Raw genomic sequence first — 26,048 nt, 5'->3', positions numbered from 1 at the left:
TGACACGGGGACGGCTCGACGAGCCGCCCCTATGGCATGTGCTGCGAGTCGCTCGGCCGCTACGGAGTCTCGAAGCGGCCGGTGGACTTGATCTCGCCGCCGGTGATCTGCCAGATCTCGATGGGGCCGAACACGTCGCCGTTTTCGTCGAAGTCCACCGCGCCGGAGGCGCCCTCGTAGTTGACGTCTGCGCCATCGGCAATCAGGCTCAGCGCCCGCCCGATGCCTGCCACGCCGGGGCCCACGACCTCACCCGGGGGATTCGCGATCGAGCGCAGCGCGTCTCGGATCGCTACCGAGTCCGTGGTGGTGCCCGCCTTGGCCGCGGCCAGCGCGATCACGGCCACCGCGTCGTAGGTCTCCGCCAGATAGGGCTCTACCGGAAGCTCCACGGCGTAGGCGTCGGTGTAGGCGCTCGCGAACGCGGCGAGCTGCGGGCTGTCCACCGATCCCGGCGCCGTGCCCAGGGTGCCCTCGAGCCGGTCCCAGCCGATGGCTTCGTTCATCTCCGCCGACTTGGTGCCGTCCACGAAGAGGAACTTGTCGGCGTAGCCGCCTTCCAGCGACTCGCGGACGTAGGTCTGCGCCTGCCCGGGATAGCTGATGGCGATGAGCGCATCCACGCCGCCGGCGGTGGCGCGCTCCAGCTCAGAGGCAAACGTAGGCTGCTCGTCCTCGTGGGGCACGGCCTCGACGATGGTTCCCCCGAGTTCGGTGAACGTCGCGTCAAACCGCTCGGCCAGGCCCTCGCCGTAGGGGTTGTTGATGTACATGACCCCGACGTTCTTAAATCCCTGCTCCCAGGCGAGACGCCCCAGGACCACGCCCTGCGCCGCGTCGGAGGGCGCGGTGCGGAAGAGGAAATCGTTGTCGTCGAGCACCGTGATGCTGGGCGCTGTGGAGGCGCCGGAGATCTGCACAACTTGATTCGGCACGGTGACCGAGGTGGCGACCGGGATGGTCACCCCGCTGGCCAAGGCGCCGACGATCGCCACGGCGTTCTCCACTTCCACCAGCGCTCGCGCCGACTCGACGCCCTGCACCGGATTCACGCCCGTGTCGCGGCTGATGATGATCAACGACCCGCCGCCGACGCCGCCCGCGCGGTTGACGTGATCGGCCGCCAGGGCGGCGGCGTTGCGATGGATGGGGCCAAAGAAGGAGAGCGATCCGGTGAAGGCATTGAGCTGCCCCACGATCAGCGGCGGCAGCATCGCGGCTTCCTGGACCACGACCTTCTCGACCGGAACTTCCTTGATGACTTCCTGCGTAACGACGGTCTGGACCGGCACTTCCTTGATGACCTCTTGCGTAACGACGGTTTGGACCGGAACTTCCTTGATGACCTCTCGCGTCACGACGGTCTCGACCGGAACCTCTTTGATCACTTCCTGCGTGACCGTTTCCGTCTCGCCGCAGGCCGCGAGCACGGCCCCGGCGGCCGCGCCCAGCAAGCCGCCGCCCGCCACGCGAAGCAGGCTTCGGCGGGTCATCATGCGTTCCCGGGACTCCGACATTTCCATCTTCTTGTCCACCCTGTCTTTACCGCTCGTCATCGCGCGGCTCACGCGAATAGCATAGGCGACCTCAAACGATGATCAAGCGGGTGCCCGCGCCTCACACGTGTTGACTGGACAGGCCGGAAGATTGCGGTTCGGCGTCGTAGCCGTGACGTGCGCCGCGCTTGTGACGGCGGCATGCGGCGCCGACGACCCGGACCCACCCGTGCTCACGGTCACGGCCCGTGCGGCGCGCTCGGCACCGGCAGGCGCCGCGTCACCTCGCGAAGTGACGGTCGCGGCCGGCTCGTCGGCAACGGCCGTTGACAGCCCGATTGCGCTGAACTTATCTGGCTCGCGTGCGTCTCCTCCATCCCCGATACCGGCGACCACCGCAAAATCCGCACAACCGATCTCAACGCCGACGAGCAACCCGACGCCGGACCGAATTCCGGCCGGCCAGGAGGCGCGGGTCGTGCGCGTGATCGACGGGGACACCCTCGTCGTCCGGATAAACGGAACCGAGCACACCGTGCGTCTGCTTGGAATCGACGCGCCCGAACCTGGAGACCACGGCGGACAGGCCGCGCTGGCGGACCAAGCGACAGCCGCTCTGGCGGCGCTTGTGGGCGACGGCGCGGTCAGCCTCGTTGCTGGTGGCGAGCCGCACGACGACGGCGAGCGGCTGCTACGGCACGTGGCGCGCGGCGACCTCGTCTTTTCGGTCGAGCTGGCGCGGCAGGGCTGGGTGCGCGCCCACGAATACACGCCCGATACGCCGCTCTTTGGCGCGATCGCCGAGGCCCAGCGCGAGGCTCGCGCGGCGGCCCGCGGGCTCTGGGCGCCGCCCGTGCCGGGGCTCGCCATGGCGGTGGACAAGGTGGCCGAGACCGTGGTGATTGCCAACGACGGCGGCGCGCCGGTTGATCTCTCCGGGTGGCGCCTCGTGAGCCTGCGCGGACCGCAGTCGGTCGAAATCCCGGCCGGAACCGTCCTTCAGTCGGGGGCGACCCTGACGGTCGCCGCAGGCAGCAGCCAGGGCGACATCGCGTTCGGCCAGCGGCACGTCTGGCACAACGAGCTTCCCGATTCCGCCGAGCTGCGGCGCCCCGACGGACGCGTGGCGCTGTACTGGGACGATCCAGCGGCCAGCTAGGCGGGCGCGTCCCTAGCCGCGGCTGCCCGCCGCCACGGCCTGCCGGGCCCGGCGCTCGCGGGCCGCGGCGCGCTTGGCCGCGCGCTCGGCGTCAACCTGGGCCTCCGTGCTCGTGTCCACCTGCGGCGGATACGGCACGACCTGCCAGAAGTCGGGCAGCACCGCCTCCCACCGGTCCAGCAGCGACTGCCCCAGGTGGCTTTCGGTGGCCGCCACGTGGCGGGTGATGACGTCCCGCAGCAGCTCCGCGCTCTCCTCGTCCGTCACCCGGCCGACCGTCACCAGCTCGTGGTTCACGTGCGAGGGAAAGGTTCCGGCGGGGTCGTAGGCAAACGCGCGTCCGGCGGACATCCCGGCGGCGAAGTTTCGACCCACCGGACCCAGGACCACCACCACGCCGCTGGTCATGTACTCGCAGCCGTGGTCGCCAATGCCTTCGGCCACGGCGGTGGCGCCGCTATTGCGCACGGCAAATCGCTCGCCCGCGCGACCGGCCAGGTACAGCTCGCCGGCAGTGGCGCCGTAGAGGCAGGTGTTGCCGGCGATCACATTCTCCGCGGCCGCAAAGCGCGACTCCGGTGGCGGCTGAACGGACACCACGGCTCCACCGAGACCCTTCGCCACGTAGTCGTTGGCCTCGCCGACCAGGCGCAGCCGCAACCCGCGAATGCCGAAGGCGCCGAAGCTCTGGCCGGCGCTGCCCGTGAATTCGAGGTGGATCGTGCCCGGTGGGAGACCGTGATGGGAGACGCGGTGCGCGATTTCCCCGCTCAGGCGCGTGCCGACGGCGCGGCGGTCGTTCGTGAGGTGGTAGTGCCCCCGCACGGGTTGGCCGTCGTCCAGGGCAGGCCGCGCGGCTTCGAGCATGTCCACGTCCAGCGAGGGTCTCCCGGGGCGGTCGTTGCGAGCCACCTGCTGGATGCGCGGCGAGCGTCGGGTCTCGTCGGCCGGAGCCAGGATGCTCCCGAGATGGATGTCGGCCGCTCGATCGTGGAGCTTGTCCGGATCCGGTTCCAGCAGCTCCACCCGGCCCACGATGTCCTCGAGGCGGTGCGCCCCAAGCTGCGCCAGGATCGCGCGCACGCCGCGGGCGAGATGCAGGAAATATCGCTCGACGTACGCCGGTTCGCCGGTGAACCGCGCCCGCAGGTCTTCCCGTTGCGTGGCCACGCCCACCGGACAGGTGTTGAGGTGGCACTGGCGCGCCATGATGCAGCCGACGGCGATGGCCGCCATCGTCCCGAATCCGAACTCCTCCGCGCCCAGCAGGGCGGCGATCACGATGTCGCGCGCCGACTTCAGGCCGCCGTCCGTCCGCACGCGAATGCGATCGCGCAGGTCGTTACGCACCAGCACGCGCTGGGTCTCGCTGAGACCGATCTCCCAGGGCACGCCGGCGTTCTTGATCGAGCTGAGCGGCGAGGCCCCGGTGCCGCCGTCGTGCCCGCTGATGAGCACGTAGTCCGCATAGGCTTTGGCCACGCCCGCCGCGATGGTTCCGACTCCGGATTCCGCGACCAGCTTCACGCCAATCGCCGCCCGGGGGTTGACCTCCTTGAGGTCGTAGATGAGCTGCGACAGGTCCTCGATGCTGTAGATGTCGTGGTGCGGCGGCGGCGAGATCAGCGGGATGCCGGGCACCGTGAAGCGCAGCCCGGCGATGTACTCCGAGACCTTCGTCGCCGGAATCTGGCCGCCTTCGCCGGGCTTGGAGCCCTGCGCCATCTTGATCTCGAGTTGCTCGGCCATGGCCAGGTATTGCGGCGTAACCCCGAATCTCGCCGACGCGACTTGCTTGATGCGGCTGTCCGGCCACTCGCCGGAGGCGTCGGGGGCGTACCACGTGGCGTCCTCGCCGCCTTCGCCCGTATTGCTGCGGGCGCCGATGCGGTTCATGCCCTTGCTGATGGTGCTGTGCGCCTCCGGGCTCAGCGCCCCGATGGACATGGCCGTGGTGCAAAACCGCGGCAGCAGCGATTCGACCGACTCCACCTCGTCCAGCGGAATGGGCGGACCGGCGGACCGAAATCGCAGCAGGTCGCGAATCGCGTACGGCTCCCGATCGTCAACGGCGCGGTCGAATGCCTCGAAATCCGCCGGATCGTCCGTCTGCACCGCCCGCTGCAGGGCTTTGACCAGCGTGGGATTGGCCGCGTGGAACTCGCCGTTCCGGCGGAACCTCACCCATCCCGTGTCGGGCAATCGCTGGTCGGGTTCGCTGAACGCCGCGTCGTGTCTCGCCAGCACGTCTTCGGCCAGTTGCACGGCGCCGACGCCGCCAATAGTCGACGGCGTGCCTGGCAGACAGCGCTCGATCAGCTCCGGTGCAAGTCCAACGGCCTCGAAGATTTGCGCGCCGCGGTAGCTGCTGAGCGTGGAGATGCCCATCTTCGACATCACTTTGCGGATGCCCGCTTCGGCCGTGATCACGAAGTTGTCCGCGCCGGACCGAGCACCGTGACCGTTCGTGGCGGTGAGCGCCTCGGCGCTCTGCAGGGCCAGCCAGGGGCACACCGCGCTGGCGCCGTAGCCCAGCAACGCACAGAAGTGATGCACGTCCCACACTTGCCCGCTCGAAACGATGATGTCGGCGCGCATGCGGCGACCGGCTGCGATCAAGGCGTGATGGACGGCGCCGACGGCCAGCAGGATCGGCATTGGCGCGCGTTCGGCGTCGACGGCCTCGTCGGTCAGAACCAGCAGATGCGCCCCGCGGTCCACGGCTTCAACGGCTTCCCGGCAGACGGCGTCGATCGCGTCGCCCAGTGCGTAAGGGCCCTCGAGTGCCGGAAACGTGACATCCACGCGGGCGGTGCGGAAGGCCGGATCGGTGAGCGACTCGATGGCCGCCAGGTCGGTCGGTCGGATCACGGGTGAACGCAGGTGGACCAGGTGCGCCGCCTCCGGCACCTCGCTCAGCAGACTGGCGCGCGGCCCCATGCGCACGTCCAGCGACATGACCAGAGACTCGCGCAGGGGGTCGATGGGTGGATTCGTCACCTGTGCGAAGCGCTGCTTGACATAGCCGAACACGCTCGGACCCGTCCCCGAAAGCACCGCCAGCGGCGCGTCGTTCCCCATTGAGAACACCGGGTCCAGGCCCTCGCGCGCCATCGGATCGAGGATGTGGGTGAGGTCTTCGCGCGTGAAGCCGTAGGCATGCTGGTATTGCGTGAGTGTGCCGTTGGCCAGGGCCGTCGCCGCGCCGTCGCCATTCGCCGCGTCCGGCGCGCTTGTGATCGAGGCAAGGTCGACCAGGTGCTCGGCCAGCCAGTCCCCGTAGGGGGCTCGAGTCGCGATGCTCTGCTTGGCTTCGTCGTTGTGCAGCAGCACTCCGCGCTCCGTGTCGACGGCGATGATCTCCCCCGGCCCGAGCCGGCCCTTCGCCGCCACGCGCTCCGCGTCGATGTCCAGCACGCCAACTTCCGACGCCACGCAAATCGTGCCGTCGTCCGTGATCACGTACCGCGACGGACGAAGGCCGTTTCGGTCCAGGGCCGCGCAGACCCAGCGACCGTCGCTGAAGGCAAGGGCCGCGGGACCGTCCCAGGGCTCGGTGAGACACCGGTGGTAGTCGTAGAAGTCCCGCAGCGTGCGGGGCATTTCCTCCATGTGCTCCCACGCCTCGGGTACCAGCATCATGGCCGCATGGACGATGGAGCGACCGCCGGCGACCAGGAACTCCAAGGTGTGGTCCAGGCTGTAGGAATCGGACCCCCGGTCGTCGGTCACGGGCAGCAGAGTGGGCAGGTCGCGTCCCCACCGCTCGCTGGTCAGCGCCGCCGCCCGCGCGGCCATCCAGTTGCGGTTGCCGTCCAGGGTGTTGATTTCGCCGTTATGCGCCAGCATGCGAAACGGCTGGGCCAGCTGCCAGGTCGGATGGGTGTTGGTGCTGTAGCGCTGGTGGAACACGGCCAGCGCGGACATGAATCGCGGATCGCTGAGGTCCGGGTAGAAGTGCCCGAGCTCGGCGCCGACGACCAGTCCCTTGTAGACGATCGTCCGCGACGACATCGACACCACGTAGTTGGACTCGATTGACTCCCGCGCGGCGCGACCCGTGAGCTCGCGCCGCGCTAGGTAGAGCCGGCTCTCAAACTCGTCGGCGGATGGAATCGCCGGGCCTCGCACGAGCAGGGCCTGCTGAATGTCGGGCCGGTCGGCGTAGGCCCCGGCGCCGAGCACGGAGGTATCGACCGGTACCTGGCGCCAGCCGACGACCCGGATCCCGCGGTCGCCGCAGATTTCTTCCGCCAGCGTGCGGAAGCGCCGGGCGCCGCGCGGATTGCGGTTGTCGAGGAACACCATCGCCACCGCGATGTCGGCGGGATCGACGGCGCGCTCGCCGAAGCTTCGGATCTGCGCGGCGAAGAATTCCCGCGGGAGCTGCGTAAGCACGCCGGCGCCGTCACCCGTCTTACGGTCCGCGGCAATCGCGCCGCGGTGCCCCAGCCGGGACACGGCCTGCACCGCTTGCTGCACGGTGCGATGCGACCGACGGCCCTGAATGTCCGCGATGAAACCGACCCCGCAGGCGTCGTGCTCGGTCCATGGGCCGGGCGGCCGCGGGGTGCGGTCGCCAGTGGTTACAGGTCCGGTCGGGTGCATGACGGTGGCGGAACGGTCAGCTAGCGCGAAGGCACGGGCCTAGCAGGAGCGCGGCTCGATGCATATGCAGCGATCCCTCCTGCTGACGTATCGGTGTCACGGTGCAGCCCCAACCAATGCTCGCCGCCGTTACGGCGCACTCGTCGGGCAGCCCTGCGGCTGCGTGGCGAAAAGGCGCACGATGCCCGCCACTTGGGCGCCATCGTACCGCAGCGACGCCGGAATCGACGCCACCACCATCACCGAGTGCCCCTGTAGTAGCATCGCCCGCGGCGTAAGTCTCGGGTCAGCCTGTGTTTCGCACCCTCCTGATCATCGCCATCATCACCACCGTGCCGCTGCTGATTTACGGCGGCCTGCGACGGCGGCTGGCCTACACCATCTCCGTCACCGTCACCGTCTATCTCATCCTGATCGGCGTGCGATATCTCCACGGGTTCGTATTCTTTCGCGAGGAGCTGTCCAACGTCATCGGCGTCGTCGCGGTGATGGCCCTCATCGGAGTTGCCGGCTACGCCGCCGTGCGCTATTACAGCGACCGCGCGGTGGCGCGAAAGCTCAAGGAGCGGCGGCAGCGACCCGAGGCGCATCGCACGCTCGTCGACAACGTCCGTCGGAGGCTCAACTTGTGAACGTCCGCAAACTCATACCCGTCGCAAAGGCAAGGAGAACAACGTGGCGCTGAGCATCAATGAGACGCCGGTGCATTGGGACGACGTCGCCCCGCCGGCGCGCCTGCCACCGTGGATGGAAGTCGTGTGGATCGCTGTGCCGCGCTATCCCAGGCGGCTGTGGTTCCTCTCGAAGACCGGCACGAGCTGGCAGCAGCGGCAGCGCGAGGAGATTGTGCGCAAGGGGCGTGAGATCCTCCTCGCCGAGCGTGACGCCACGGCCGACGTGGTCGTCGCCGACGGCTAGCAACCCGGGTGGACCTCCAGCTGACGGGGCTCGCCGCCGCCGTCACCGGCGGCAGCGAAGGCATCGGCCGGGCCATTGCGGCTGCGCTGGCGGCCGAGGGCTGCGACGTCGCCATCGGCGCCCGGCGTGCCGAACCGCTGCAGCGGGCCGCTGAGGAGATCCGCGCCGCCACCGGACGCCGCGTCGAGGCGCTCCCGCTGGACGTGACCGATGCGCAACAGCCGCACGATTTCGTGGAAGCCGCCGCCCGGCGGCTCGGCCGCCTGGACATCCTGGTCAATAACGCCGGCACCTCCGCCGCCTCGCCCTTTGAGGACGTCGACGACGCGGCCTGGGAGGCCGATTTGCAGCTCAAGGTCTACGGCGCCATCCGCTGCACGCGCGCGGCCATCCCGCATCTCCGCGCGGCCGGCGGCGGCGCCATCGTCAACATGACCACCGTCGGCGGCAAGCAGCCGGCCGCCGCGTCGGTGCCGACCTCGGTGAGTCGCGCCGCGGGCATCGGGCTCACCAAGGCGCTCTCCAAGGACCTCGCCGCCGATCGCATTCGCGTCAACACCGTCATGCTGGGCTCGATTCGGAGCATGCAGTGGGAGCGCCGTTGGCGCAGCGGATCGGCGAACGTCTCGCTCGAGGACTACTACGCCAGCATGGGGTCCGACATCCCGCTCGGACGAATTGGTCGCGCCGAAGAAGTCGCCGACCTGGTGGCGTTCCTCGTCTCGCCGCGCGCCGCCTATATCACCGGCACCGCCGTCGCCATCGACGGCGGCACGGGCAACGTCATCTAGGAAGTCTCGGTTCCCTGTTCCTTCCCGGTGGAAGGAGACCTTGGCGCAACCCGTCCGTCATTCCCGCGAAGGCGGGAATCCACCCTTCATTGAACCTGGGGGCGGACAGGATGCGCCCGGTCATCCCCAATTCGGGCTGGATTCTGCAAAGGTCTCCGGAGGCCGGAATCCAGTCCGGTGAATCCTGGAAGCCTCCGCCCCGCCTCAGAATCCGGCTTCGACGTCCACCACGTTCTCCAGCGGCTCGCCCGCCTTATAGCGGCGCAGGTTGCTCGCGAAGAACTCGCGGATCCGGACCACGCGCATGGGCGACGCCCCGCCGTTGTGTGGCGTGATCATCACGTTGGGAAAGCTCCAGATCGGGTGATCGGGCGGCGGCGGCTCCTGGTCGAGCACGTCGAGACCCGCGCCGCGCAGCCTGCCGCCGCGCAGCGCCGCGACGAGCGCCGGCGTGTCCACCACCGCGCCGCGCGAGATGTTGATCAGGTAGGCCTCGTCGGGCAAGAGGTCGAAGACGCTCTTGTCAATCAGACGCTGGGTCTCGGCCGTGCTGGGGCAGCAGATCGCCAGGATGTCGGTGTCGGGCAGCATGGCGGGCATCTCGCTCACCGGCCGCACCTCGCGGATGTAGTCGTCCGGCTCCTGCGGGTAGATGTCCACGGCGCGGACCTCGACCTCGAGGCCGTCCAGCCGGCGGGCCAGCGCGCGGCCGATGCCGCCCGCGCCGACCACCAGCGCCCGCTTGCCGGTCAGCTCGTCCACCTGGATCGACGGATCCCAGCGATGCTCCCGCTGGGCCAGCACCGCCGGCCCGATGCCGCGCGAGAGTCCCGTGAGCAGGGCGATGCCGGTTTCGGCCACATGGGTACCCAGCACCACCTTCACATTGGTCAACACCAGGTCGCGTTCCTTGAGGCCCGGAGATTCCAGGTACGCCTCGACGCCAGCGGAAAAGACCTGGACCCAGCGCACGTTCGGCGCCGCGTCGAGGACGCCGGGACCGAGCGGTCGCGCGGCGCCGATCACCTCCGCATCGCGCAGGGCGGGGAGTGAGGCGTCGAGCTCGGCGGCCCAGGCAAAGTCGTCGTCCGGAAACTCGGTACGCAAGGGATCCCAGTCGGCGCTGGTGCCCATCGGGTAGTCGATCACAACGTTCAAGGCGTCCTCAGTTTCTCCGGCGCTGCGGCGCACGCCCGCCAGTGTAGGCGGCCGCCGCCGGGGCCACTGCTAGACTTCGCCGCGTTCCACCCCGAGGGCGCCCCGCTGCATTCCGATCCCGTTCGCCACGACACGCGCGCCCTGCCCTCGGGCGTGACCGAGCTATCCGCCGAGGCGGTGCGTTGGACGTGCGATCCGGACACGCTGAGCTTCGAGTCCACCGCCGAGCTCGAGCGGCCGGACGCGTTGATCGGCCAGGAGCGCGCCGAGCGATCGTTGGAGTTCGGCGTGGACATCCGCAGTCCCGGATTCAACATCTTCGCCATGGGGCTTCCGGGCACCGGGCGCACGTCCATGATCTTCGAGCGACTGCGCGCCGTGGCGGACGGCCGTCCCACCCCGCCCGATTGGTGCTACGTCCACAACTTCGACGAGCCGCACCGCCCGCGTGCGCTGCGACTGCCGCCGGGCGCCGCGCCGGAATTTCGGCGGCATATGGCCGACTTGGTCGAAGCGCTCCAAGTCGAGATGGCGCGGGCCTTTGCCACCGATGAATACGAGGCGCAGCGGCGCGGCATCGCGCAGCTTGAACAGGCGGAGCGGCAGGCAGCGCTGCAGGACCTGAACCGTCGCGCCCAGGCTTCCGGCCTTGCCATCGTCCAGACGCCGGTGGGCCTCAGCGTGGCCGCGGTGCGCGACGGTCAGCCGCTGACGCCGGAGGCGCTGCGGCAACTGCCGGAGTCCGAGCGCAGCGCCATTCAGCAAGCCCGGCAGGTCGTGGACGGCGCCCTGGCGGACACCATGCGGGCGCTCCGCCGGCGACAACGCCAGGCGCGCGACCAACTGCACGCGCTCAACGTCGACGTGGCGCGCAGCGTCGTCCGGCCGCTGCTCGAAGATCTGCGCGAGGCCTACCGCAGCCACGATGGCGTCACGGCGTACTTGCTCGCGGTCGAACGGCATGCGACCGAGAACTTCGAAGTCTTCCGCGAGAGCGAGGACGGCGACGCGACGCCGGACCGCACGGCGCGCCGCCCGGCCGACCCCCTCGTGCCCTATCAGGTCAACGTGCTCGTGACCCATGCCCCCGACAGCGGGGCGCCGTTGGTCCGCGAAGGACACCCCACCTACCCCAACCTCTTCGGCCAGATCGAGCAGCGCCAGACCATGGGCGTCGTCTCCACCGACTTCACCATGATCAAGCCCGGCGCGCTCCACGCGGCGAACGGTGGGTTCCTGGTCGTGCAGGCGGAGGACGTGCTCCCCAACGTGGCCGCGTATGACGGGCTCAAGCGGGCGCTGCGCGATCAGGTGATCCGCATCGAAACCGCGGCGGAGGGCTTTGGGTTGGCTCCACCGGCGCGTCTCGATCCCGAGCCCGTTCCGCTGGATGTCAAAGTCGCGCTGGTGGGCGCGCCGTGGGTCTACTACCTGCTCCACGACGTGGATCCCGACTTCGGCGACCTGTTCAAAGTCCGCGCCGAGTTCGACACCGAGATCGAGCTCAACGACGCCAACATGAACCGCTATGCCCGGTTCATCGCCGCCCGCTGTCACGACGAAGACTTGCCGCATTTCGACCGCACGGCCGTCGCGCGCGTGGTCGAGGAAGGCGTGCGATTGGCGCAGGACCGCCGCCGCCTGTCCACCCGGTTTGGCGATCTCAGCGACATCATCCGGGAAGCCGGGCACTGGGCGCGCCGGGCGGGGGCCGACGTGGTCGCCGAGGAGCACGTCTGGTCGTCGATCGACGAGCGCATCCGCCGCAGCAACCTCACCGAGGAGAAGATCCGCGACCGGATCGCCGACGGCACCGTGATGGTGGAGATCGAAGGCGCGGCGGTCGGGCAGGTCAATGGTCTGTCCGTCGTCGGCCTGGGCGGCCACGAGTTCGGCCAGGTGCACCGCATCTCGGCGCGCACTTACCCCGGACGCGACGGCGTGCTCAGCATCGATCGCGAGGCCAAGCTCACCGGGCCCATCCACGACAAGGGCGCCATGATCCTGTCCGGGTTCGTGAGCGGCACGTTCGGGATCGAGGGGCCGCTCAGCCTCAGCGCCACCCTGGTCTTCGAGCAGTCCTACGGCGGCATCGAGGGCGACAGCGCCTCCTCCGCCGAGCTCTACGCGTTGCTCTCGAGCCTCAGCGGTTTGCCGCTGCGCCAGGACGTGGCCGTGACGGGCTCAGTGAATCAACACGGCCAGGTCCAGGCCGTCGGCGGCGTAACGCAGAAGGTCGAGGGGTTCTTCGATCTCTGCCGCCGGCGCGGGCTCACCGGGGCGCAGGGCGTGCTGCTGCCGGCGGCGAACGCCAGGCACCTCACGCTGCGGTGGGACGTGGCCAAGGCCATCGACGCCGGGGAGTTCCACGTCTACACCACGGATACGATTGGCGGCGGTATTGAGTTGCTCACGGGCGTGCGCGCCGGGTCCGCCGCCGCGAGCAGGCGTTATCACCCCGACTCGGTCTTCGGCATGGTGCAGGCGCGTCTGGCCCTGTTTGGCCGCCGCTGGCACGACGGACCCGCCCGCTAGGGATCGTCCGCCTTGGTTGATGGCGGTCGCCTCAATCCGTTCGCCCCGAGCCAGCCGTAGGGACTATTGACGGAATCGGGACGCACGGAAGCCACGGGGCCCTTGACGATTCGGCGGTTCTCCAACCACTCGACCAGCAAGTTCGTCGTCGCTACGTGCGTATCGTCACCTTTGGCGCCGCCTCCGCGGGTATACTCGTCGTTCATCGCCAGGCGGCATGGTGCGCGCCGCGAGCGACGCGCCAGAGGCCACGCTCGGGGGGAGACGCCGGCATGGGCATGACCATCGACTCTGATATTCGGCGACGCGCCGCCGCCCGGCGGAGCCCGCTGACCTTCGTGCGCGAGAACTGGCGCGCGATCACGCTCTACCTGGTCATCACGGGTGCGCTGCTGCTGGGGCTGACCCAGGCCACCGAGATCACGGTCGGGATCCTGCAGTTCATCGCGCAGTTGCTGTTCGCGATGATGTTCCTGATCGTCCAGTTCGGCGCGCTGTTCTACATCCTGGGGCGAGGCCGGACCTATTGGGTGCAGCCGGGCGAGACCGGCGTGTGGTTCTCGGACTACCGGGGCAACGATCAGATCCTGGAGGTCGCGCGGCGCGTGGTGACACTGCTGCGCGGCGTGCGCGAGTTCAAGCGCATGGGCGGTGAGACCATCCGCGGGCTGCTGCTCGAGGGACCGCCCGGAACCGGCAAGAGCTATCTGGCGCAGGTCATGGCCAGCGAGGCCGGGTTGCCGTTCGGCTACCTCTCCGCCCCGAGCCTGCAAGCCATGTTCATCGGCATCGGCCCGCTGCGCGTCCGCATGCTCTACGGCAAGGCGCGCAAGCTGGCCCGGCGCCATGGCGGCTGCATTGTCTTCATCGACGAGATCGACGCCATTGGCACCTCCCGCACCAGCCAGACGGGCGGCGGCATGGGCATGGGCATGGGCATGGGCGGCATGTTTGGCGGCGGCGGGCTGGGGCTGCTCAACGAGCTGCTGCTGCAGATGGACCCGCCCAACTTCGACAGCGGCATGTTCTCGCGGCTGCTGCGCACGCTTGGCCTCAAGAAAGGCCGCGCGCTGCCGCCGCCGGTGCTCACCGTCGGCGCCACGAACATCGCCTCCGTGCTCGACCAGGCGCTGCTGCGGCCCGGCCGGTTCGACCGCAAGATCCACGTCGACAAGCCCGACTTCGAAGGCCGCAAAGACATCATCGAGTACTACCTGGCGAAGGTGCGGCACGAAGAGATGCCCATCGACCGCATGGGCAACGACACCATCGACTACACCCCGGTCGCGATCAAATACGTCCTCAACGAGGCCGTGATCCACGCCCACTTCGACGGCCGCGACGCCATCTCCTACGCCGACTTCTCACGCGCGCGTGAGAACCACGAATGGGGCCTGCGCGAGCCGATCCGCGGCCTCACGCAGGAAGACCGCCGCCGCCTCGCCTACCACGAGGCCGGGCACGCCATCGCCCAGGTCAAGCTCAAGCACTGGGAGCGGCTCACCAAGGTCACCATCATTCGGCACGGCAGCGCCCTCGGCCTGGCCGCCTACAAGCCGGTCGAGGAAAAGCGCGTGCTGGTGCGCGAGGAGTTGCTCGCCAGCATCCAGGTGTCGCTGGCCAGCCGCGCGGCGGAGGAGCTGTTCATCGGCTCGCCGACCGTGGGCGTCACGTCCGACTTCGCGCACGCCACGCACATGGCCTTCCACATGCTCAGCGTGTGGGGCATGGACGGGAGCTTCTACTCGACCCTGCCGTTCGGCCCGGCCGTGTCCGCCACGGCGCCCGACATGAAGCGCAAGATCGACCAGATCCTGGACCAGGAGTACCGCAAGGTGAAGTCCTTGCTCACGCAGTACTCCGGCGCCATGCACGACCTGGCGCAACTGCTCATCGACCAGGATGAGGTCGACGGCCAGGACGTCGAGGACATGGTCACGCGCTACGACGAGATGATCGCCGCCGGCAACGAGCCCAAGGCGCTGCCCGAGCCGCCCGTGCTGGTGACGGCCGGCGTCTCCGCGCCCGAGCCCTACGTCTTCGGCAGCGACGACGCTTCGAATGGCGCAAGTGGTCCGAACGGCTCCTCCTCGGACAACGGCGCGCCAAGCGAGGAACGCGGGTCCGACTAGGTCGCGTCTCGACCCTGGCGGAGGGGGCGGGGCGTCCTTCCTGTCGTTCCAAGCCGCCGCCTTGTCATTCCGAGCGCAGCGAGGAATCTAAGCGGCTGCGAATAAGCACAACGCCTTAGATCCCTCACTCCGTTCGGGATGACATGGCCGGTGGCCCGGGCTGCGTGCAGCCTGGGAAGCCACATGCACCGCGCCCGACCGAGCCGCTAGCCTCTCTCGCGGCGCCCCCACCGCAGCTGGCCGTTTGGCGGGCCATTCCATCGCGGTGCGTGCTCGCGCAGGAATCCCACCATTTCCCCAAGCTCGGCAATCGCCCCTTCGATCAGGGCCTCGCCGGCCTCGCGCGTGCCGCGGGTCGCGTCGCCCAGCGCCCCGTTGCGGGTTAGCGCGCCTTCGGGATTCGGCCATTCCAGGTCGAACTCGGCCAGCTTCATGCGGAAGGCGTAGAAGCGCTCGTCCATCTCGGCGCGGACCAGGGCGCCCTCGCGTACGAGCGTCGGGTCCAGGTAGTAGGCGTACGACGTCTCGAACTCGTCCGCGTGTCCGGTCGGCAAGTCCCCGCGGATCGAAGCCTGCGCCTCCTCGGGGTCGAGCATGCCGTGAGAAACCGCGCCCACGAAGTCCACGTCCAGCCGCATGCCAAAGTCCTGGATGGCGGCGCCGGCCAGCGCTTTGTTGCCGCCGTGGCCGTTCACCAGCAGAAACCGACGCAAGCCGTGGTGGACCAGGCTGTTGATCACGTCCTCCAGCAGGTCCAGGAACGTCTCCGGCCGCAGCGTCATGCTGCCGGGAAAGTTCATGTGGTGATCGGAGATGCCCCACGGAATCGCCGGCGTCGACAGCAGGCGCGGGCGCAGCCGCTCGGCGGCCAGCTCGCAGAACGCCTGCGCGATCAAGTGATCCTGCCCCAGACCCAGGTTCGGCCCGTGCTGCTCGGTGGATCCGATCGGGATGAGCACCAACTCGATGTCATTCAACACCGACGCAAGCTCCGACCACGACTGCTGGGCCAGGACCATTGGCGGCTGCGGCGCGGCGGTCATGCGCCGCCCGTCCCATCGCGCCACCGCAGCAGCCGCCCCTGCGCAATCAGCTCTTCCGGCGCCTCCAGCAACTGCTCGATCAATTCGTCGGCGCGCCGCTCGATCGCCTCGATCATCTCGCGACCGTCCTCCACCGTCGCCAGCCGGGCGTCGCCGACCGCGCCGTTGGCGGTGAAGTCGGAGAAATCGGTATTCATGCGGATGCCGCGACGCCAGAAGCGATTGCGCGGCGAGCGCAGGCCGCCGCGCAGGGCTGCGGCCTCCAGCGCGCCAGTCTTCACCCGGTCCGGACGCACCGCCAGCAGCTCCGCCGTTTCCAACTCGTCGGCGTGGCCTCCGGTGCCCGACTGCATGATGCGCTTGGCGAGCGTCTCGTCTTCCAGGTCATAGAGCGAGATGCCGGCCATGAACCGCACCGGCAGCCGCGCGGGCAAGGTTTGCAGCGCCAGGATCAGGGCGGACTCGTTGCCGGTGTGCCAGTTGGTAAAGAGGAACGAATCGAACCCGTGATGCAGCAGCGACGTCACGTTGTCCTCGATCACGTGCAGATAGGTCTGCGCACGCAGCGTGACGGTGCCGGGAAAGCCCATGTGATAGGCCGACATGCCGTAGGGAATGGTCGGTGCGACCAGAATCTGCGGGTGAAAGCGCTCCGCCAGGCGCAGCGTCAGGTCCTCCGCGATGACGAGATCGGTGTCGAGCGAGGTATTCGGTCCGTGCTGCTCGATGGACCCCAGCGGGATTGCGACCAGCCGCACTCCGTCGCGCGCCGCCTTGACCTCGGGCCAGGTCATGTGGGTCAGTCGCAGGGATCGTGGAAGGTCAGCCATGCAGGGAGGGTGGCGGCGAGCGACGGCTATCATAACCTTGGCCCGACAGGTGAGCCGTGGGTCACGCCGCTCAGCTTCAGGCGCTTCTTAGTCCCTCAGATCGTTCCCGTCCTGTGGCGTAGCTGAAACTGCGTTCCATCCACCTCTTCCACGCCGGGGCGACGGTCCGGTCCCTTTTCCCCCAACGCGAGAGCCGCCCGGTCCCCTCTTCCGTAGCGGAGATCCTTGCGAAATCCTGACGGGCTTGGGGATGACCGGGCGCACCCTTTCCGCCCCCAGGTTCAATGAGGGGTGGATTCCCGCCTGCGCGGGAATGACGAATGGTTACGCAAGGGTCTCCGTAGCGGGAGTACGATCAGGTTCCCTCTCCCTTGATGGGAGAGGGTTAGGGTGAGGGTGAATGCGAGCAAAGCCGGAGCGGGTCGGACGCCCGAGCAAGCAACATGACCCGCGACCGACAGGTAGGCCGCAACGGTGATTCTGGCTGTCGACATTGGTAATACCGACGTCACGTGCGGCGTCATCGACGACGCCACGGTCCGAGCGCGCTGGGCGTTGCACAGCGACCTCAATCGCACCGAGAACGAGTTCGCCGACCTGCTGCGAGCGATGCTGGCCTACGTCGATGCCGGCCCAATCGTCCACGCCGTCGTTGGCTCCGTGGTTCCGGCCCTGACGCCGCGCATCAGCGATGCCCTGGCCGCGGTCACAACGACGCCGCCCGTCGTCGTGCGCGCCGAAGCGGTGCCGGGAATCCGGCTGCGCGTCGATGAGCCGGCGCAGGTGGGCGTCGACCGCGTGGCCAACGCCGTCGCCGCGCGCGAGGAGGTCGGAGGGCCGGTCATCGTCGCCGACCTCGGCAGCGTCACCACCTTCGACGTGGTCGATGCCCAGGGCGACCTGCGCGGCGTCGTCATCGCGCCAGGCATCCGAGCGCTCGGCGAGGCGCTCACGGCCTCGGGGGCACAATTGCCGAAGATTGACATCGAACGGCCGGAAGGGCTCGTGGGTCGCAACACGGTCGATGCGATGCGCGCCGGCGTCTACTGGGGCTACGTGGAGCTCGCGCGCGGCGTGATCGGTCGGCTCACCGCCGAGCCCGGCGGACCCTGGAAGGTCGTCGCTACCGGCGGTCTGGCGGCCCGGCTCGCCGCGGACGTGGGGGGATTCGAGCGCGTGGACGCCGACCTCACGCTGAAGGGCCTGGCCCGCATTCACCAGGCAATGACGGGCGAATGAGCGTGCTGGCGGGCGCGCGGGTCGTCCTCGGCGTCACCGGCAGCATCGCCGCCTACAAGGCGGCCGAGCTGGCCAGCGCGCTCACGCAGTCCGGCGCGCAGGTGGATGTGGCGCTCTCGCGAAGCGCCGAGCAATTCGTCGCGCCGATGACCTTCGAGGCGCTCACCCAGCGCCAGGTCGTCACGGCGGACACGCCAATGACGCCCGAGCATCGCATCGCCCACGTCGAGCTGGGCCGCGCGGCCGACGTCGTCGTCATCGCCCCGGCCACCGCGACCACCATCGCGCGTCTGGCGCTCGGTCTGGCCGAGGACGCGGTCACGGAGATCGCGCTGGTCAGCGCCGCTCCGCTGGTGGTCGCGCCCGCGATGGAGCCCGGCATGCTGGCGCATCCCGCCACGCAAGCCAACCTCGACGCCCTGCAAGGCCGCGGGGTGCACGTCGTCCCGCCGGACGAGGGGCGGCTCGCGTCGGGAGCGACCGGACAGGGCCGGTTGCCGCCTACGGAAACCCTCGTCGATGCCGTGCGGCTCGTGCTGGGGCGGTCCGGGCCGCTGGCGGGCCGCTCGATCGTGGTCTCTGCCGGGGGGACCCGTGAGTTCATGGACCCCGTGCGCTATATCGGAAACCGCGCCACGGGTCGCCAGGGCGTGGCCCTTGCCCGCGCCGCGGTCGAGCGCGGGGCCGACGTGCGGCTCGTGATTGGCGCGGCAACCGTGGATCCGCCCTATGGCGTCACGACTCAACAGGTGGAGTCGGCCGGCGCCATGTTGGAAGCCCTGCAAGCCGCGACCCAAGATTGCGACGCCCTCATCATGAACGCCGCGGTGGGCGATTTCCGTCCGGCCGAGCAGTCGGCGGGCAAAATCAAGCGCCGCGCCGGCGTGCCCACGGTTGGATTGGTGGAGAATCCGAGTCTGCTGGCGGCGCTCAGCGGCGATTTCGTGCGGGTGGCCTTCGCCGCGGAGACCGACGACCACGAAGCCAATGCCCGGGCCAAGCTTCACGAGCTGGAGCTCGACGCGGTGGTGGTCAACGACGTGGCGGGTGACGATCGCGGCTTCGCCGCCGCCACCAACGCGGTCACCATGCTCACCCGCGGCGGCGGGCGCCGCGAAGTTTCGCTGCGGAGCAAGGCGGCGGTGGCCGACGCCGTGCTCGATCTGGTGCAAGAGCTGATCGACGCGAAATAGCCGTAGTGGGTGATTTTGGTTCCGTCATTCCGGCGGAGGCCGGAATCCAGGTCCGCACGTCGCCTGACGAATCGAGAGCACCCGCCAATGGTGGGGCCTCATGCTGCGGCGCAAAGGCCATGCGCGACTGGCAGACTCGCGTGAGTCTGTCGGCACGGGTCCGAAATACCCCCGTGATAGCCTGCGACATGAGCGAGCGTCGCGCTGTCCGGGCGGAAACGGAACTCGACCAACCGCGGCTCATCGGCGCCGACGACGTGAATCAGCCCGGCAGCCGCCGCAGGTCCGCGGAGGCGTCGCCGCTCCCATCCGCCCCTGCCCCCGGTCCTTCGGGCGCCATGTGGATGCTGGTGGCCCTGGTCATGGGCGCGGCGATCGGCGCCGTAACCGGCACGGTGGCGGCGCTCGTGATCTTCGGCTAGGAAAGCTGCGAATCAGCCCCTAGGCCGCGCCCCAATCCGTTCTAAGGAATCTCTGAATCAACTCGTGAAGCCCGCCCCAAGCCGTTCGTGGTGAGCTTGTCGAACCATGAACGGCCCTTCGACAAGCTCAGGGCGAACGAATTGGGGGCATGCATGTCGCGCCGCCTACTCGCCGGGCAGGGATGTTCAAGGGCGAGGCAGCACGCCCGACTAGGACTCGGACTCCGTCGCTCCGCCGGCCAGTCCGGACAGTTCCCCCCACGTCACGGGCACCTGCACCCCCACGGGCTCGCCGCGGTTATTGACATCGGGCACCGGCGCCAGCACGTAGCCGTTGGCAATCCCGAAATCCAGGATCCGCCGCGTGAGCACCACGTCCTGCGCGCAGTAGTCGATCACGCGCTGCCGATCGTCCGGGCGCCCGGTCCGCCACAGCCGAACCGCCTCCGTGCCGTCCTCCAGCGTCTTCTCCTGACCGAACATCGTCCGCGCGAGGTTTTGCAGGCTCAGCCCGCGGCGGCGGCCGGTGACGCTCTGAATGGCGGCCAGTAGGTCCAGGCTGCGTTCGCGCAGCGTGTCGACGGGTCCGTACGCCGTCATCACTTCGCAATCGAATCGCAGCGAGTTGAAGCCGACCACGTGGGGGAATCCTTCAAGATACTCGATGAGCGCGCCGGCCTCGGGTTCTTCCCAGGACTTCTGCATGCCCTGGTCGTCGATGGTTACCGCCACCGCCAGGCCGAAGTCTCTGATGCGGCGCCAACCGCCCGGGACTTCGTAGCTCAGCCGCAGCGTCTCGACATCCCACACCACGTAGCGCCGGTCGCCGGGGGGTGGGTCGGGAGTCGCAGGCATCCGCGCATTATGCGGGATCGCGCGGCGGCCCCACGCGCGCGACAACCCAGTCACTCCGCCCCACGTCCTGTCATTCCGAGCCGAAGGCGAGGAATCTTAAGGAGCCGGCAATGGGCGGTGGTGCCGGCGATTCCTGACCAGCCCTCGGGAGAGAAAGGCAGTGCCCAACCCAATAGGACCGCCCCGAATCCTTCGAGCAAAAGTCTTGCCCAGCTCCCAACCGCCTGATACGTTGGAGCCGAACCTGTCAAGCGGCCGCTTGTCGGCGCGTGGCGGGAGCCGAAAAGCCAACGGCGTTGACGGGGAAGAGTAGGTCCCCCTCCAACCCTGAGCGAGCTGGAGACGGTGCGAGCCAGCGGGTTGTGGGGACCGAAGGTCGCCCCCGAGCCGGTCGGTCGATCCACGGGGAGGCCGGCCCGGTCGCCCACCGTTAGCGGGGCGCCGAGTGGCCCGGCGTATGCCGGGCAATCGGGGTGGTACCGCGGGTTGAGCCCGTCCCCAGGGGACGGGCTTTTGTACGTGCCGAGGACAGGATGAACGATCACGTGACGGCAGGTCCGAGCCACGATGGCCGAGCCGCTCGCGCCGGCGAGCCGCTTGGTTGGGCGCTGCCTGTCGCGGTAGGCGGCGCGAACCGGCGATAGCGCGCCGGTTCGCGGCTCCCCCTCGATCCCGCAACTCTTCGACACTGACAGGAGCACTCCCATATGACCGCCTCTGAATCCAACGGCTCGACCAACGGCGCCGTGCCCGCCCGCTCGGGCGGCCAGGTGATCTGCGAAGCCATCCTGGCCGAGGACATCGACGTGATCTTCGGCATGCCCGGCGGCGCCTCGCTGCCGTTCTACGACTCGCTCTACCACTACCAGGACCGCATCCGCCACGTGCTGGCGCGCCATGAGCAGGGCGCCGGATTCGCGGCCAACGGCTATGCGCGGGCCACCGGCAAGGTCGGCGTGGCCACGAGCACCTCGGGCCCTGGGGCGACCAACCTCGTCACCAGCATGGCCAACGACCACATGGACTCGGTGCCCGTGGTCTACATCACGGGCCAGGTCGCGCGTCCGGCCATCGGCTCCGACGCCTTCCAGGAAACCGACATCACGGGCATCAGCATTCCCATCACCAAGCACAACTACCTGGTGATGCATGCCGACGAGCTTCCGCGCGTCATGGCTGAGGCCTTCTACCTGGCCAAGTCCGGCCGCCCCGGCCCCGTCGTGGTGGACGTGCCCAAGGACGTGTTCCTGGAGGAAACCACAGTTCCGGCGCCGGACCGGGTGAATCTCCGGGGCTACCGTCCCGTCCGCGCCGGCAACCTCAAGATGGTGCGCCGCGCGGCGGAGGTCATCAACGCGTCCGAGCGGCCCATGATCATGGCCGGCCACGGCGTCGACATCTCCGGCGCCGCGCCCGAGCTCTTCGAGCTGGCCACGGGCGGCAACGTCCCGGTGGTGACCACGCTGCACGGCGTCGGCGGCTTCCCCGAGACCCACCCGCTGTCCTTCGGCATGCTCGGCATGCACGGGTTGGCCTATGCCAACTTCGCCATGGGCGAGACCGACTGCATCATCGGGTTGGGCGTGCGTTTCGACGACCGCGCCGTGGGCAAGGTCGACGAGTTCGGCCCCAACGCCAAGGTCGTGCACATCGACGTCGATCCGGCTGAGATCGGCAAGGTGCTCGACACCGAGGTGCCGATCGTGGGCGATCTCAAGCTCACCCTCCAGGCCTTGAATCCGCTCATCGAGCATCGCGAGCGGCGCCCGTGGATCGCGCAGCTCAACGAGTGGCGCGAGAACCACCCCTCGCTCGACATTCCCGACAGCCCCGACACGGTGCTGCCGCAGGAGGTCGTGCGGTCGATCTACGACGCTTCGGGCGGCGATGCGCGCGTCATCGCCGACGTGGGCCAGAACCAAATGTGGGCCTCGCAGCACTTCTGGTATGAGAAGCCGCGCCGCTTCTTCAGCGCCGGGGGCCTTGGCCCGATGGGCTACGCCCTGCCCGCGGCCATGGGCGTGCAGATGGGCGCGCCCGGCGAGCCCGTCTGGTGCGTCACCGGCGACGGCGGCCTGCTGATCAACATCCAGGAGTTCAACACGCTGGCCGCGGAGAAGATCCCGGTCAAGGTCGCCATCCTCAACAACGCGCACCTGGGCATGATTCGCCAGTGGCAGCAGTTCTTCTACGAAGGCCGCTACATGGGCGCGTTCCTCGACAATCCCGACTTCGCCAAGGTGGCCGAAGCGTTCGGCCTGCGCGGCGTCTCGGTGAGCTCGCGCGACGAGCTGCACGAAGCCATCGCCGACGCCCACGCCTACGACGGACCGGTCGTGCTGGACGTGCACGTCGACCGCGTCGAGAACGTCTATCCCATGATCGTGCCGGGCACCGGCGTCCGCAGCGTGATCGAGGACCCGCGATGAACGGAACCAGCCGCAGCCACACGCTCGTGGCCATGGTGGCCGACCATCCAGGTGTCCTCACCCGCGTGGCCAGCATGTTCCGCCGGCGCGGATTCAACATCGCCAGCCTGGCCGTCGGGAATTGCGAAGAGCCGGGCTATTCCCGCATGACCATCGAGGTCCGAGGCACGGACGACGAGGTCAAGCAGTTTGAGAAGCAGCTCTACAAGCTGGTGGAGGTCATCACGGTCCGCGATCTCACCGACGTGTCCGCCGTGCAGACGGAGACGGCGCTGGTGCGCGTGCGCGTGTCGCCGGAGGACCGACCCGGCCTGGCCGACATTGCCAGCATCTTCCACGGCGAGATCGTGGACGTTGGCCGAGACAGCATGATTGTCCAGATCACGGGAGTTTCCGAGACAATCGACCGATTCCTGGACGTAATCGCCGAATACGGCATCGACGAGTTGACGCGCACCGGCATCGTCGCTATGGCGCGCGGGACCAAGACCTCGCGGAATGGGAGCGCACGTGGATAGCAAAGTCCTTTACGAGTCCGACATCACCTCCGACGAGCTGGAGGGTAAGAAGGTCGCCGTGCTCGGCTACGGCAGCCAGGGTCACGCGCACGCGCTGAACCTGCGAGATTCCGGCGTCGACGTCGTGGTGGGCCTGCGGCCCGCCAGCTCCTCGCGTGAGCGCGCCGAGGACGCCGACCTGGTCGTGCTGGACACCGACGAGGCCGTCGCCGTCTCCGACGCCACCATGATCGCGCTGCCCGACCAAACCCAGGCCGAGGCGTTCGATACCCAGATCCGGCCCAACCTCAAGGCCGGGCAGGCGCTCATGTTCGCCCACGGCTTCAACATTCACTACGGCCAGATCATCCCGCCGCGGGAGATCGACGTGGTCATGGTGGCGCCCAAGGGCCCCGGTCACATCGTGCGCGACATGTTCGAGCAGGAAGTCGGCGTGCCCGCGCTGATCGCCGTGGCGCAGGACGCCTCAGGCCGCGCGCGAGAGGTGGCGTTGTCCTACGCCAAGGCGCTGGGCGCGGCGAAGGCCGGCCTCATCGAGACGACCTTCAAGGACGAGACGGAGACCGACCTCTTCGGCGAGCAGAGCGTCTTGTGCGGCGGCACCACGGCGCTCATCAAGGCGGCCTTCGACACCTTGGTCGAGGCCGGCTATGACCCGCGGCTGGCCTACTTCGAGTGCTTGCACGAGTTGAAGCTGATCGTGGACCTGATCTACCAGGGCGGTCTCACCTACATGCGGCACTCGGTCAGCGACACCGCCGAGTACGGCGACCTGGTCTCGGGCCCGCGTGTGGTCAACGAGAATTCACGGCAGGTGATGCGCCAGCTGCTCACCGAGATTCAGGACGGCACCTTCGCTCGGAACTGGATCCTGGAGAACCAGGCGGGCCGTCCGGCATACAACGCCTTGCGCAATGCCGACTTGAATCACGAGTTGGAGCGTGTCGGCGGCGAATTGCGCAGTATGATGGACTGGCTGCCAAAGACTCGCGAGTGAAACGTCGCATCGACATGGTGACCCTCGTCACCGCCCGCAGGGCCCTAGAACTTGCGCTTCCGGGCCCCTCTCCGCTGCGAGAGGGGAGCTAGGGAGCGTAGACGCGGTCGTCCCGCGACCGCCCACAACACTGACCGAGGGTTTGACCGATGCGACACATCCGAATATTTGACACGACGCTGCGCGACGGCGAGCAAGCCGCCGGCGGCGCGCTGACCATCGACGAGAAGCTGGAGATTGGCCGGCAGCTCGCGCGACTGAACGTCGACGTCATCGAGGCCGGCTTTCCGCACACCTCGCCCGGCGACTTCAGGGCCGTCCAGCTCTTGGCGCAAGAGCTGCGCGAGGTCGAAATCGCCGCCCTGAGCGGATTCAAGCGCGAGCAGATCGACAGCACCTGGCAGGCGCTGGAGCCGGCCGCCAACCCGCTGCTGCACATCGTGATCTCGACCTCCGACATTCACATCCAGCATCAGCTGCGCGCGCGGCGCGAGCACGTGCTCGATCTGACGCAGGACGCCGTGTCCTACGCGCGCCAATTCACCTCGCACATCGAGTTTTCGGCCATGGACGCCACGCGCTCGGATCTGGACTTCGTCTGCCGCATCTTCGCGGCGGCCATCGAAGCCGGCGCCACGGTCGTCAACTTCCCCGACACGGTCGGCTACGCGCAGCCCGAAGAGTTCGGCCGCATGGTGGCCTACGTCACCGAGAACACGCCGGGGATCGACGACGTGGTGCTTTCGGTGCACTGCCATGATGATCTGGGCCAATCGGTCGCCAACTCGCTGGCGGCGGTGCGGGCCGGCGCCCGGCAGGTCGAGTGCACCATCAACGGCGTTGGCGAGCGCGCCGGCAATTCAGCCCTGGAAGAGATCGCCATGGCGCTGCGCACGCGGCGGGAGTACTTTCAAGCCGATACGCGCCTGGACACGAAGGAGCTCGCCCGCACCAGTCGCCTCGTGTCCAACTTCATGGGCATGCTGGTGCCGCCCAACAAGGCCATCATCGGCGGCAATGCCTTCGCGCATGCCTCCGGCCTGCACCAGGACGGCATGCTCAAGGAGCGCACGACGTTCGAGATCATGCATCCCGCCGACGTGGGCGTGAGCGACAGCAGCATCGTCCTGGGCAAGACCTCCGGCCGGCACGCGGTGCGCGACCGCCTGGAATCCATGGGCTATGCCCTGGAAGAGGACGAGTTCATGGAGGTGTTTCGCGCCTTCAAGGACATTGCCGACCGCAAGAAGCAGGTCACCGACCGCGATCTCGAGGCCATCGCGCAGCAGCGGCAGCGCGAGGCGTTCCACCAGGCGTTCGTGCTGCAGCACGTCCAGGTCAGCGCCGGAACCGGCTCCATGCCCACGGCCACCGTGCGCCTGCTGTCGGACGACGGCACCGAGTTCTCGGACGCGGCCATCGGCGACGGCCCGGTCCATGCCATCTACCAGGCCATCAACCGCATCGTCGGCGTGCCCAACCGTCTCATTGAGTTCTCCGTCAATGCCGTCACCAGCGGCATCGACGCCATCGGCGAGGTGACGATTCGTATCGAAGCCGACGCCAAGGTCTTCAACGGCCACGGCGCCGACACGGACATCCTGGTCGCGAGCGCGCAGGCCTATATCAATGCGCTCAACCGGATGCTGGCCGGCTTGGGCAAGGACTGGTCGGCCACGCCCGAGGCGCAGGCCATCGTGCACGCGCCGACGAGCGAGGATTAGG

At 68.6% G+C, this 26,048-nt stretch carries 19 protein-coding genes and 1 other annotated feature; of the genes, 13 read left to right on the top strand and 6 right to left on the bottom strand.

Features of this window, described 5'->3' with window-relative positions; all coding sequences use genetic code 11:
* Positions 1-59: 59 nt before the first annotated feature.
* Entirely contained in the window at positions 60-1,493 is a 1,434-nt protein-coding gene (locus tag OXG79_01765; GenBank protein MCY3782494.1) for an ABC transporter substrate-binding protein, read from the bottom strand.
* 481 nt (positions 1,494-1,974) lie between these two features.
* On the opposite strand from OXG79_01765, the gene OXG79_01760 reads away from it, so the two are divergent.
* The gene (locus OXG79_01760) at positions 1,975-2,655 is read left to right on the top strand and encodes a lamin tail domain-containing protein (GenBank protein ID MCY3782493.1); all 681 of its coding nucleotides are present in this window, start codon (positions 1,975-1,977) and stop codon (positions 2,653-2,655) included.
* 12 nt (positions 2,656-2,667) lie between these two features.
* On the opposite strand, the gene gltB is transcribed toward OXG79_01760, so the two are convergent.
* Positions 2,668-7,263, bottom strand: coding sequence for a glutamate synthase large subunit (gene gltB, locus OXG79_01755; GenBank protein ID MCY3782492.1), 4,596 nt, complete (start codon positions 7,261-7,263; stop codon positions 2,668-2,670).
* A gap of 293 nt (positions 7,264-7,556) precedes the next feature.
* Here gltB and OXG79_01750 point away from each other — a divergent pair, with 293 nt between their 5' ends.
* The 3 genes from OXG79_01750 to OXG79_01740 are packed head-to-tail and all read left to right on the top strand — an operon-like array spanning position 7,557 to position 8,972.
* Positions 7,557-7,895 carry a hypothetical protein gene (locus tag OXG79_01750; protein ID MCY3782491.1) on the top strand — a complete coding sequence of 113 codons (339 nt, stop codon included), beginning with the start codon at positions 7,557-7,559 and terminating at the stop codon, positions 7,893-7,895.
* A gap of 43 nt (positions 7,896-7,938) precedes the next feature.
* Positions 7,939-8,181, top strand: a complete 243-nt coding sequence (locus tag OXG79_01745) for a hypothetical protein (GenBank protein MCY3782490.1) — start codon at positions 7,939-7,941, stop codon at positions 8,179-8,181.
* A gap of 8 nt (positions 8,182-8,189) precedes the next feature.
* Complete coding sequence (locus tag OXG79_01740; protein ID MCY3782489.1) at positions 8,190-8,972, top strand: SDR family oxidoreductase; 783 nt, start codon at positions 8,190-8,192, stop codon at positions 8,970-8,972.
* Positions 8,973-9,176: 204 nt separating this feature from the next.
* Here OXG79_01740 and OXG79_01735 read toward each other — a convergent pair whose 3' ends face one another.
* The gene (locus OXG79_01735) at positions 9,177-10,121 is read right to left on the bottom strand and encodes a D-2-hydroxyacid dehydrogenase (protein MCY3782488.1); all 945 of its coding nucleotides are present in this window, start codon (positions 10,119-10,121) and stop codon (positions 9,177-9,179) included.
* A 162-nt stretch (positions 10,122-10,283) separates the two neighbouring features.
* Between OXG79_01735 and OXG79_01730 the strand changes: the two genes are divergently transcribed.
* Together OXG79_01730 and OXG79_01725 are read left to right on the top strand one after the other, a co-directional pair.
* Positions 10,284-12,665: an AAA family ATPase gene (locus OXG79_01730; GenBank protein ID MCY3782487.1), complete on the top strand. Its 2,382-nt coding sequence runs from the start codon at positions 10,284-10,286 to the stop codon at positions 12,663-12,665.
* 272 nt (positions 12,666-12,937) lie between these two features.
* Complete coding sequence (locus OXG79_01725; GenBank protein ID MCY3782486.1) at positions 12,938-14,797, top strand: AAA family ATPase; 1,860 nt, start codon at positions 12,938-12,940, stop codon at positions 14,795-14,797.
* A 206-nt stretch (positions 14,798-15,003) separates the two neighbouring features.
* Here OXG79_01725 and OXG79_01720 read toward each other — a convergent pair whose 3' ends face one another.
* Positions 15,004-15,840, bottom strand: coding sequence for a creatininase family protein (locus OXG79_01720; GenBank protein MCY3782485.1), 837 nt, complete (start codon positions 15,838-15,840; stop codon positions 15,004-15,006).
* Positions 15,837-16,670 carry a creatininase family protein gene (locus OXG79_01715; protein MCY3782484.1) on the bottom strand — a complete coding sequence of 278 codons (834 nt, stop codon included), beginning with the start codon at positions 16,668-16,670 and terminating at the stop codon, positions 15,837-15,839. Before OXG79_01715 ends, OXG79_01720 begins: the two co-directional genes overlap by 4 nt.
* 474 nt (positions 16,671-17,144) lie before the next feature.
* Between OXG79_01715 and OXG79_01710 the strand changes: the two genes are divergently transcribed.
* The 3 genes from OXG79_01710 to OXG79_01700 all read left to right on the top strand — a co-directional run bounded on the left by OXG79_01710 (position 17,145) and on the right by OXG79_01700 (position 19,524).
* Positions 17,145-17,909: a type III pantothenate kinase gene (locus tag OXG79_01710; protein MCY3782483.1), complete on the top strand. Its 765-nt coding sequence runs from the start codon at positions 17,145-17,147 to the stop codon at positions 17,907-17,909.
* Positions 17,906-19,102, top strand: a complete 1,197-nt coding sequence (coaBC, locus tag OXG79_01705; GenBank protein MCY3782482.1) for a bifunctional phosphopantothenoylcysteine decarboxylase/phosphopantothenate--cysteine ligase CoaBC — start codon at positions 17,906-17,908, stop codon at positions 19,100-19,102. Before OXG79_01710 ends, coaBC begins: the two co-directional genes overlap by 4 nt.
* Positions 19,103-19,290: 188 nt before the next feature.
* Complete coding sequence (locus OXG79_01700; protein ID MCY3782481.1) at positions 19,291-19,524, top strand: hypothetical protein; 234 nt, start codon at positions 19,291-19,293, stop codon at positions 19,522-19,524.
* Positions 19,525-19,734: 210 nt separating this feature from the next.
* Here the strand turns inward: OXG79_01700 and OXG79_01695 are convergent, their stop codons facing one another.
* The gene (locus tag OXG79_01695; GenBank protein ID MCY3782480.1) at positions 19,735-20,379 is read right to left on the bottom strand and encodes a ribonuclease H-like domain-containing protein; all 645 of its coding nucleotides are present in this window, start codon (positions 20,377-20,379) and stop codon (positions 19,735-19,737) included.
* Between the two features lie 287 nt (positions 20,380-20,666).
* Positions 20,667-20,882 (top strand) — a binding site (T-box leader).
* 204 nt (positions 20,883-21,086) lie between these two features.
* Here OXG79_01695 and ilvB point away from each other — a divergent pair.
* The 4 genes from ilvB to OXG79_01675 all read left to right on the top strand — a co-directional run bounded on the left by ilvB (position 21,087) and on the right by OXG79_01675 (position 26,047).
* Positions 21,087-22,808 carry a biosynthetic-type acetolactate synthase large subunit gene (gene ilvB / locus OXG79_01690; protein MCY3782479.1) on the top strand — a complete coding sequence of 574 codons (1,722 nt, stop codon included), beginning with the start codon at positions 21,087-21,089 and terminating at the stop codon, positions 22,806-22,808.
* The gene (gene ilvN, locus OXG79_01685; GenBank protein ID MCY3782478.1) at positions 22,805-23,326 is read left to right on the top strand and encodes an acetolactate synthase small subunit; all 522 of its coding nucleotides are present in this window, start codon (positions 22,805-22,807) and stop codon (positions 23,324-23,326) included. The genes ilvB and ilvN overlap by 4 nt, the downstream gene beginning before the upstream one ends.
* Positions 23,319-24,323: a ketol-acid reductoisomerase gene (gene ilvC / locus OXG79_01680; protein ID MCY3782477.1), complete on the top strand. Its 1,005-nt coding sequence runs from the start codon at positions 23,319-23,321 to the stop codon at positions 24,321-24,323. Before ilvN ends, ilvC begins: the two co-directional genes overlap by 8 nt.
* Before the next feature lie 149 nt (positions 24,324-24,472).
* Positions 24,473-26,047, top strand: coding sequence for a 2-isopropylmalate synthase (locus OXG79_01675; protein ID MCY3782476.1), 1,575 nt, complete (start codon positions 24,473-24,475; stop codon positions 26,045-26,047).
* Position 26,048 lies beyond the last annotated feature (1 nt).

Source organism: Chloroflexota bacterium, assembly GCA_026706485.1.
GTDB lineage: Bacteria > Chloroflexota > UBA11872 > UBA11872 > UBA11872 > JAJECS01.
This window is presented reverse-complemented; position numbering and strand designations above follow the sequence as displayed.

Bases quoted from the DNA above. Each gene is read 5' to 3' on its own strand.
- OXG79_01765 (MCY3782494.1), bottom strand. From the start codon at position 1,493: ATGACCCGCCGAAGCCTGCTTCGCGTGGCGGGCGGCGGCTTGCTGGGC.
- gltB (MCY3782492.1), bottom strand. From the start codon at position 7,263: ATGCACCCGACCGGACCTGTAACCACTGGCGACCGCACCCCGCGGCCG.
- OXG79_01725 (MCY3782486.1), top strand. From the start codon at position 12,938: ATGGGCATGACCATCGACTCTGATATTCGGCGACGCGCCGCCGCCCGG.
- OXG79_01720 (MCY3782485.1), bottom strand. From the start codon at position 15,840: ATGACCGCCGCGCCGCAGCCGCCAATGGTCCTGGCCCAGCAGTCGTGG.
- OXG79_01715 (MCY3782484.1), bottom strand. From the start codon at position 16,670: ATGGCTGACCTTCCACGATCCCTGCGACTGACCCACATGACCTGGCCC.
- coaBC (MCY3782482.1), top strand. From the start codon at position 17,906: ATGAGCGTGCTGGCGGGCGCGCGGGTCGTCCTCGGCGTCACCGGCAGC.
- OXG79_01700 (MCY3782481.1), top strand. From the start codon at position 19,291: ATGAGCGAGCGTCGCGCTGTCCGGGCGGAAACGGAACTCGACCAACCG.
- OXG79_01695 (MCY3782480.1), bottom strand. From the start codon at position 20,379: ATGCCTGCGACTCCCGACCCACCCCCCGGCGACCGGCGCTACGTGGTG.
- ilvB (MCY3782479.1), top strand. From the start codon at position 21,087: ATGACCGCCTCTGAATCCAACGGCTCGACCAACGGCGCCGTGCCCGCC.
- ilvN (MCY3782478.1), top strand. From the start codon at position 22,805: ATGAACGGAACCAGCCGCAGCCACACGCTCGTGGCCATGGTGGCCGAC.
- OXG79_01675 (MCY3782476.1), top strand. From the start codon at position 24,473: ATGCGACACATCCGAATATTTGACACGACGCTGCGCGACGGCGAGCAA.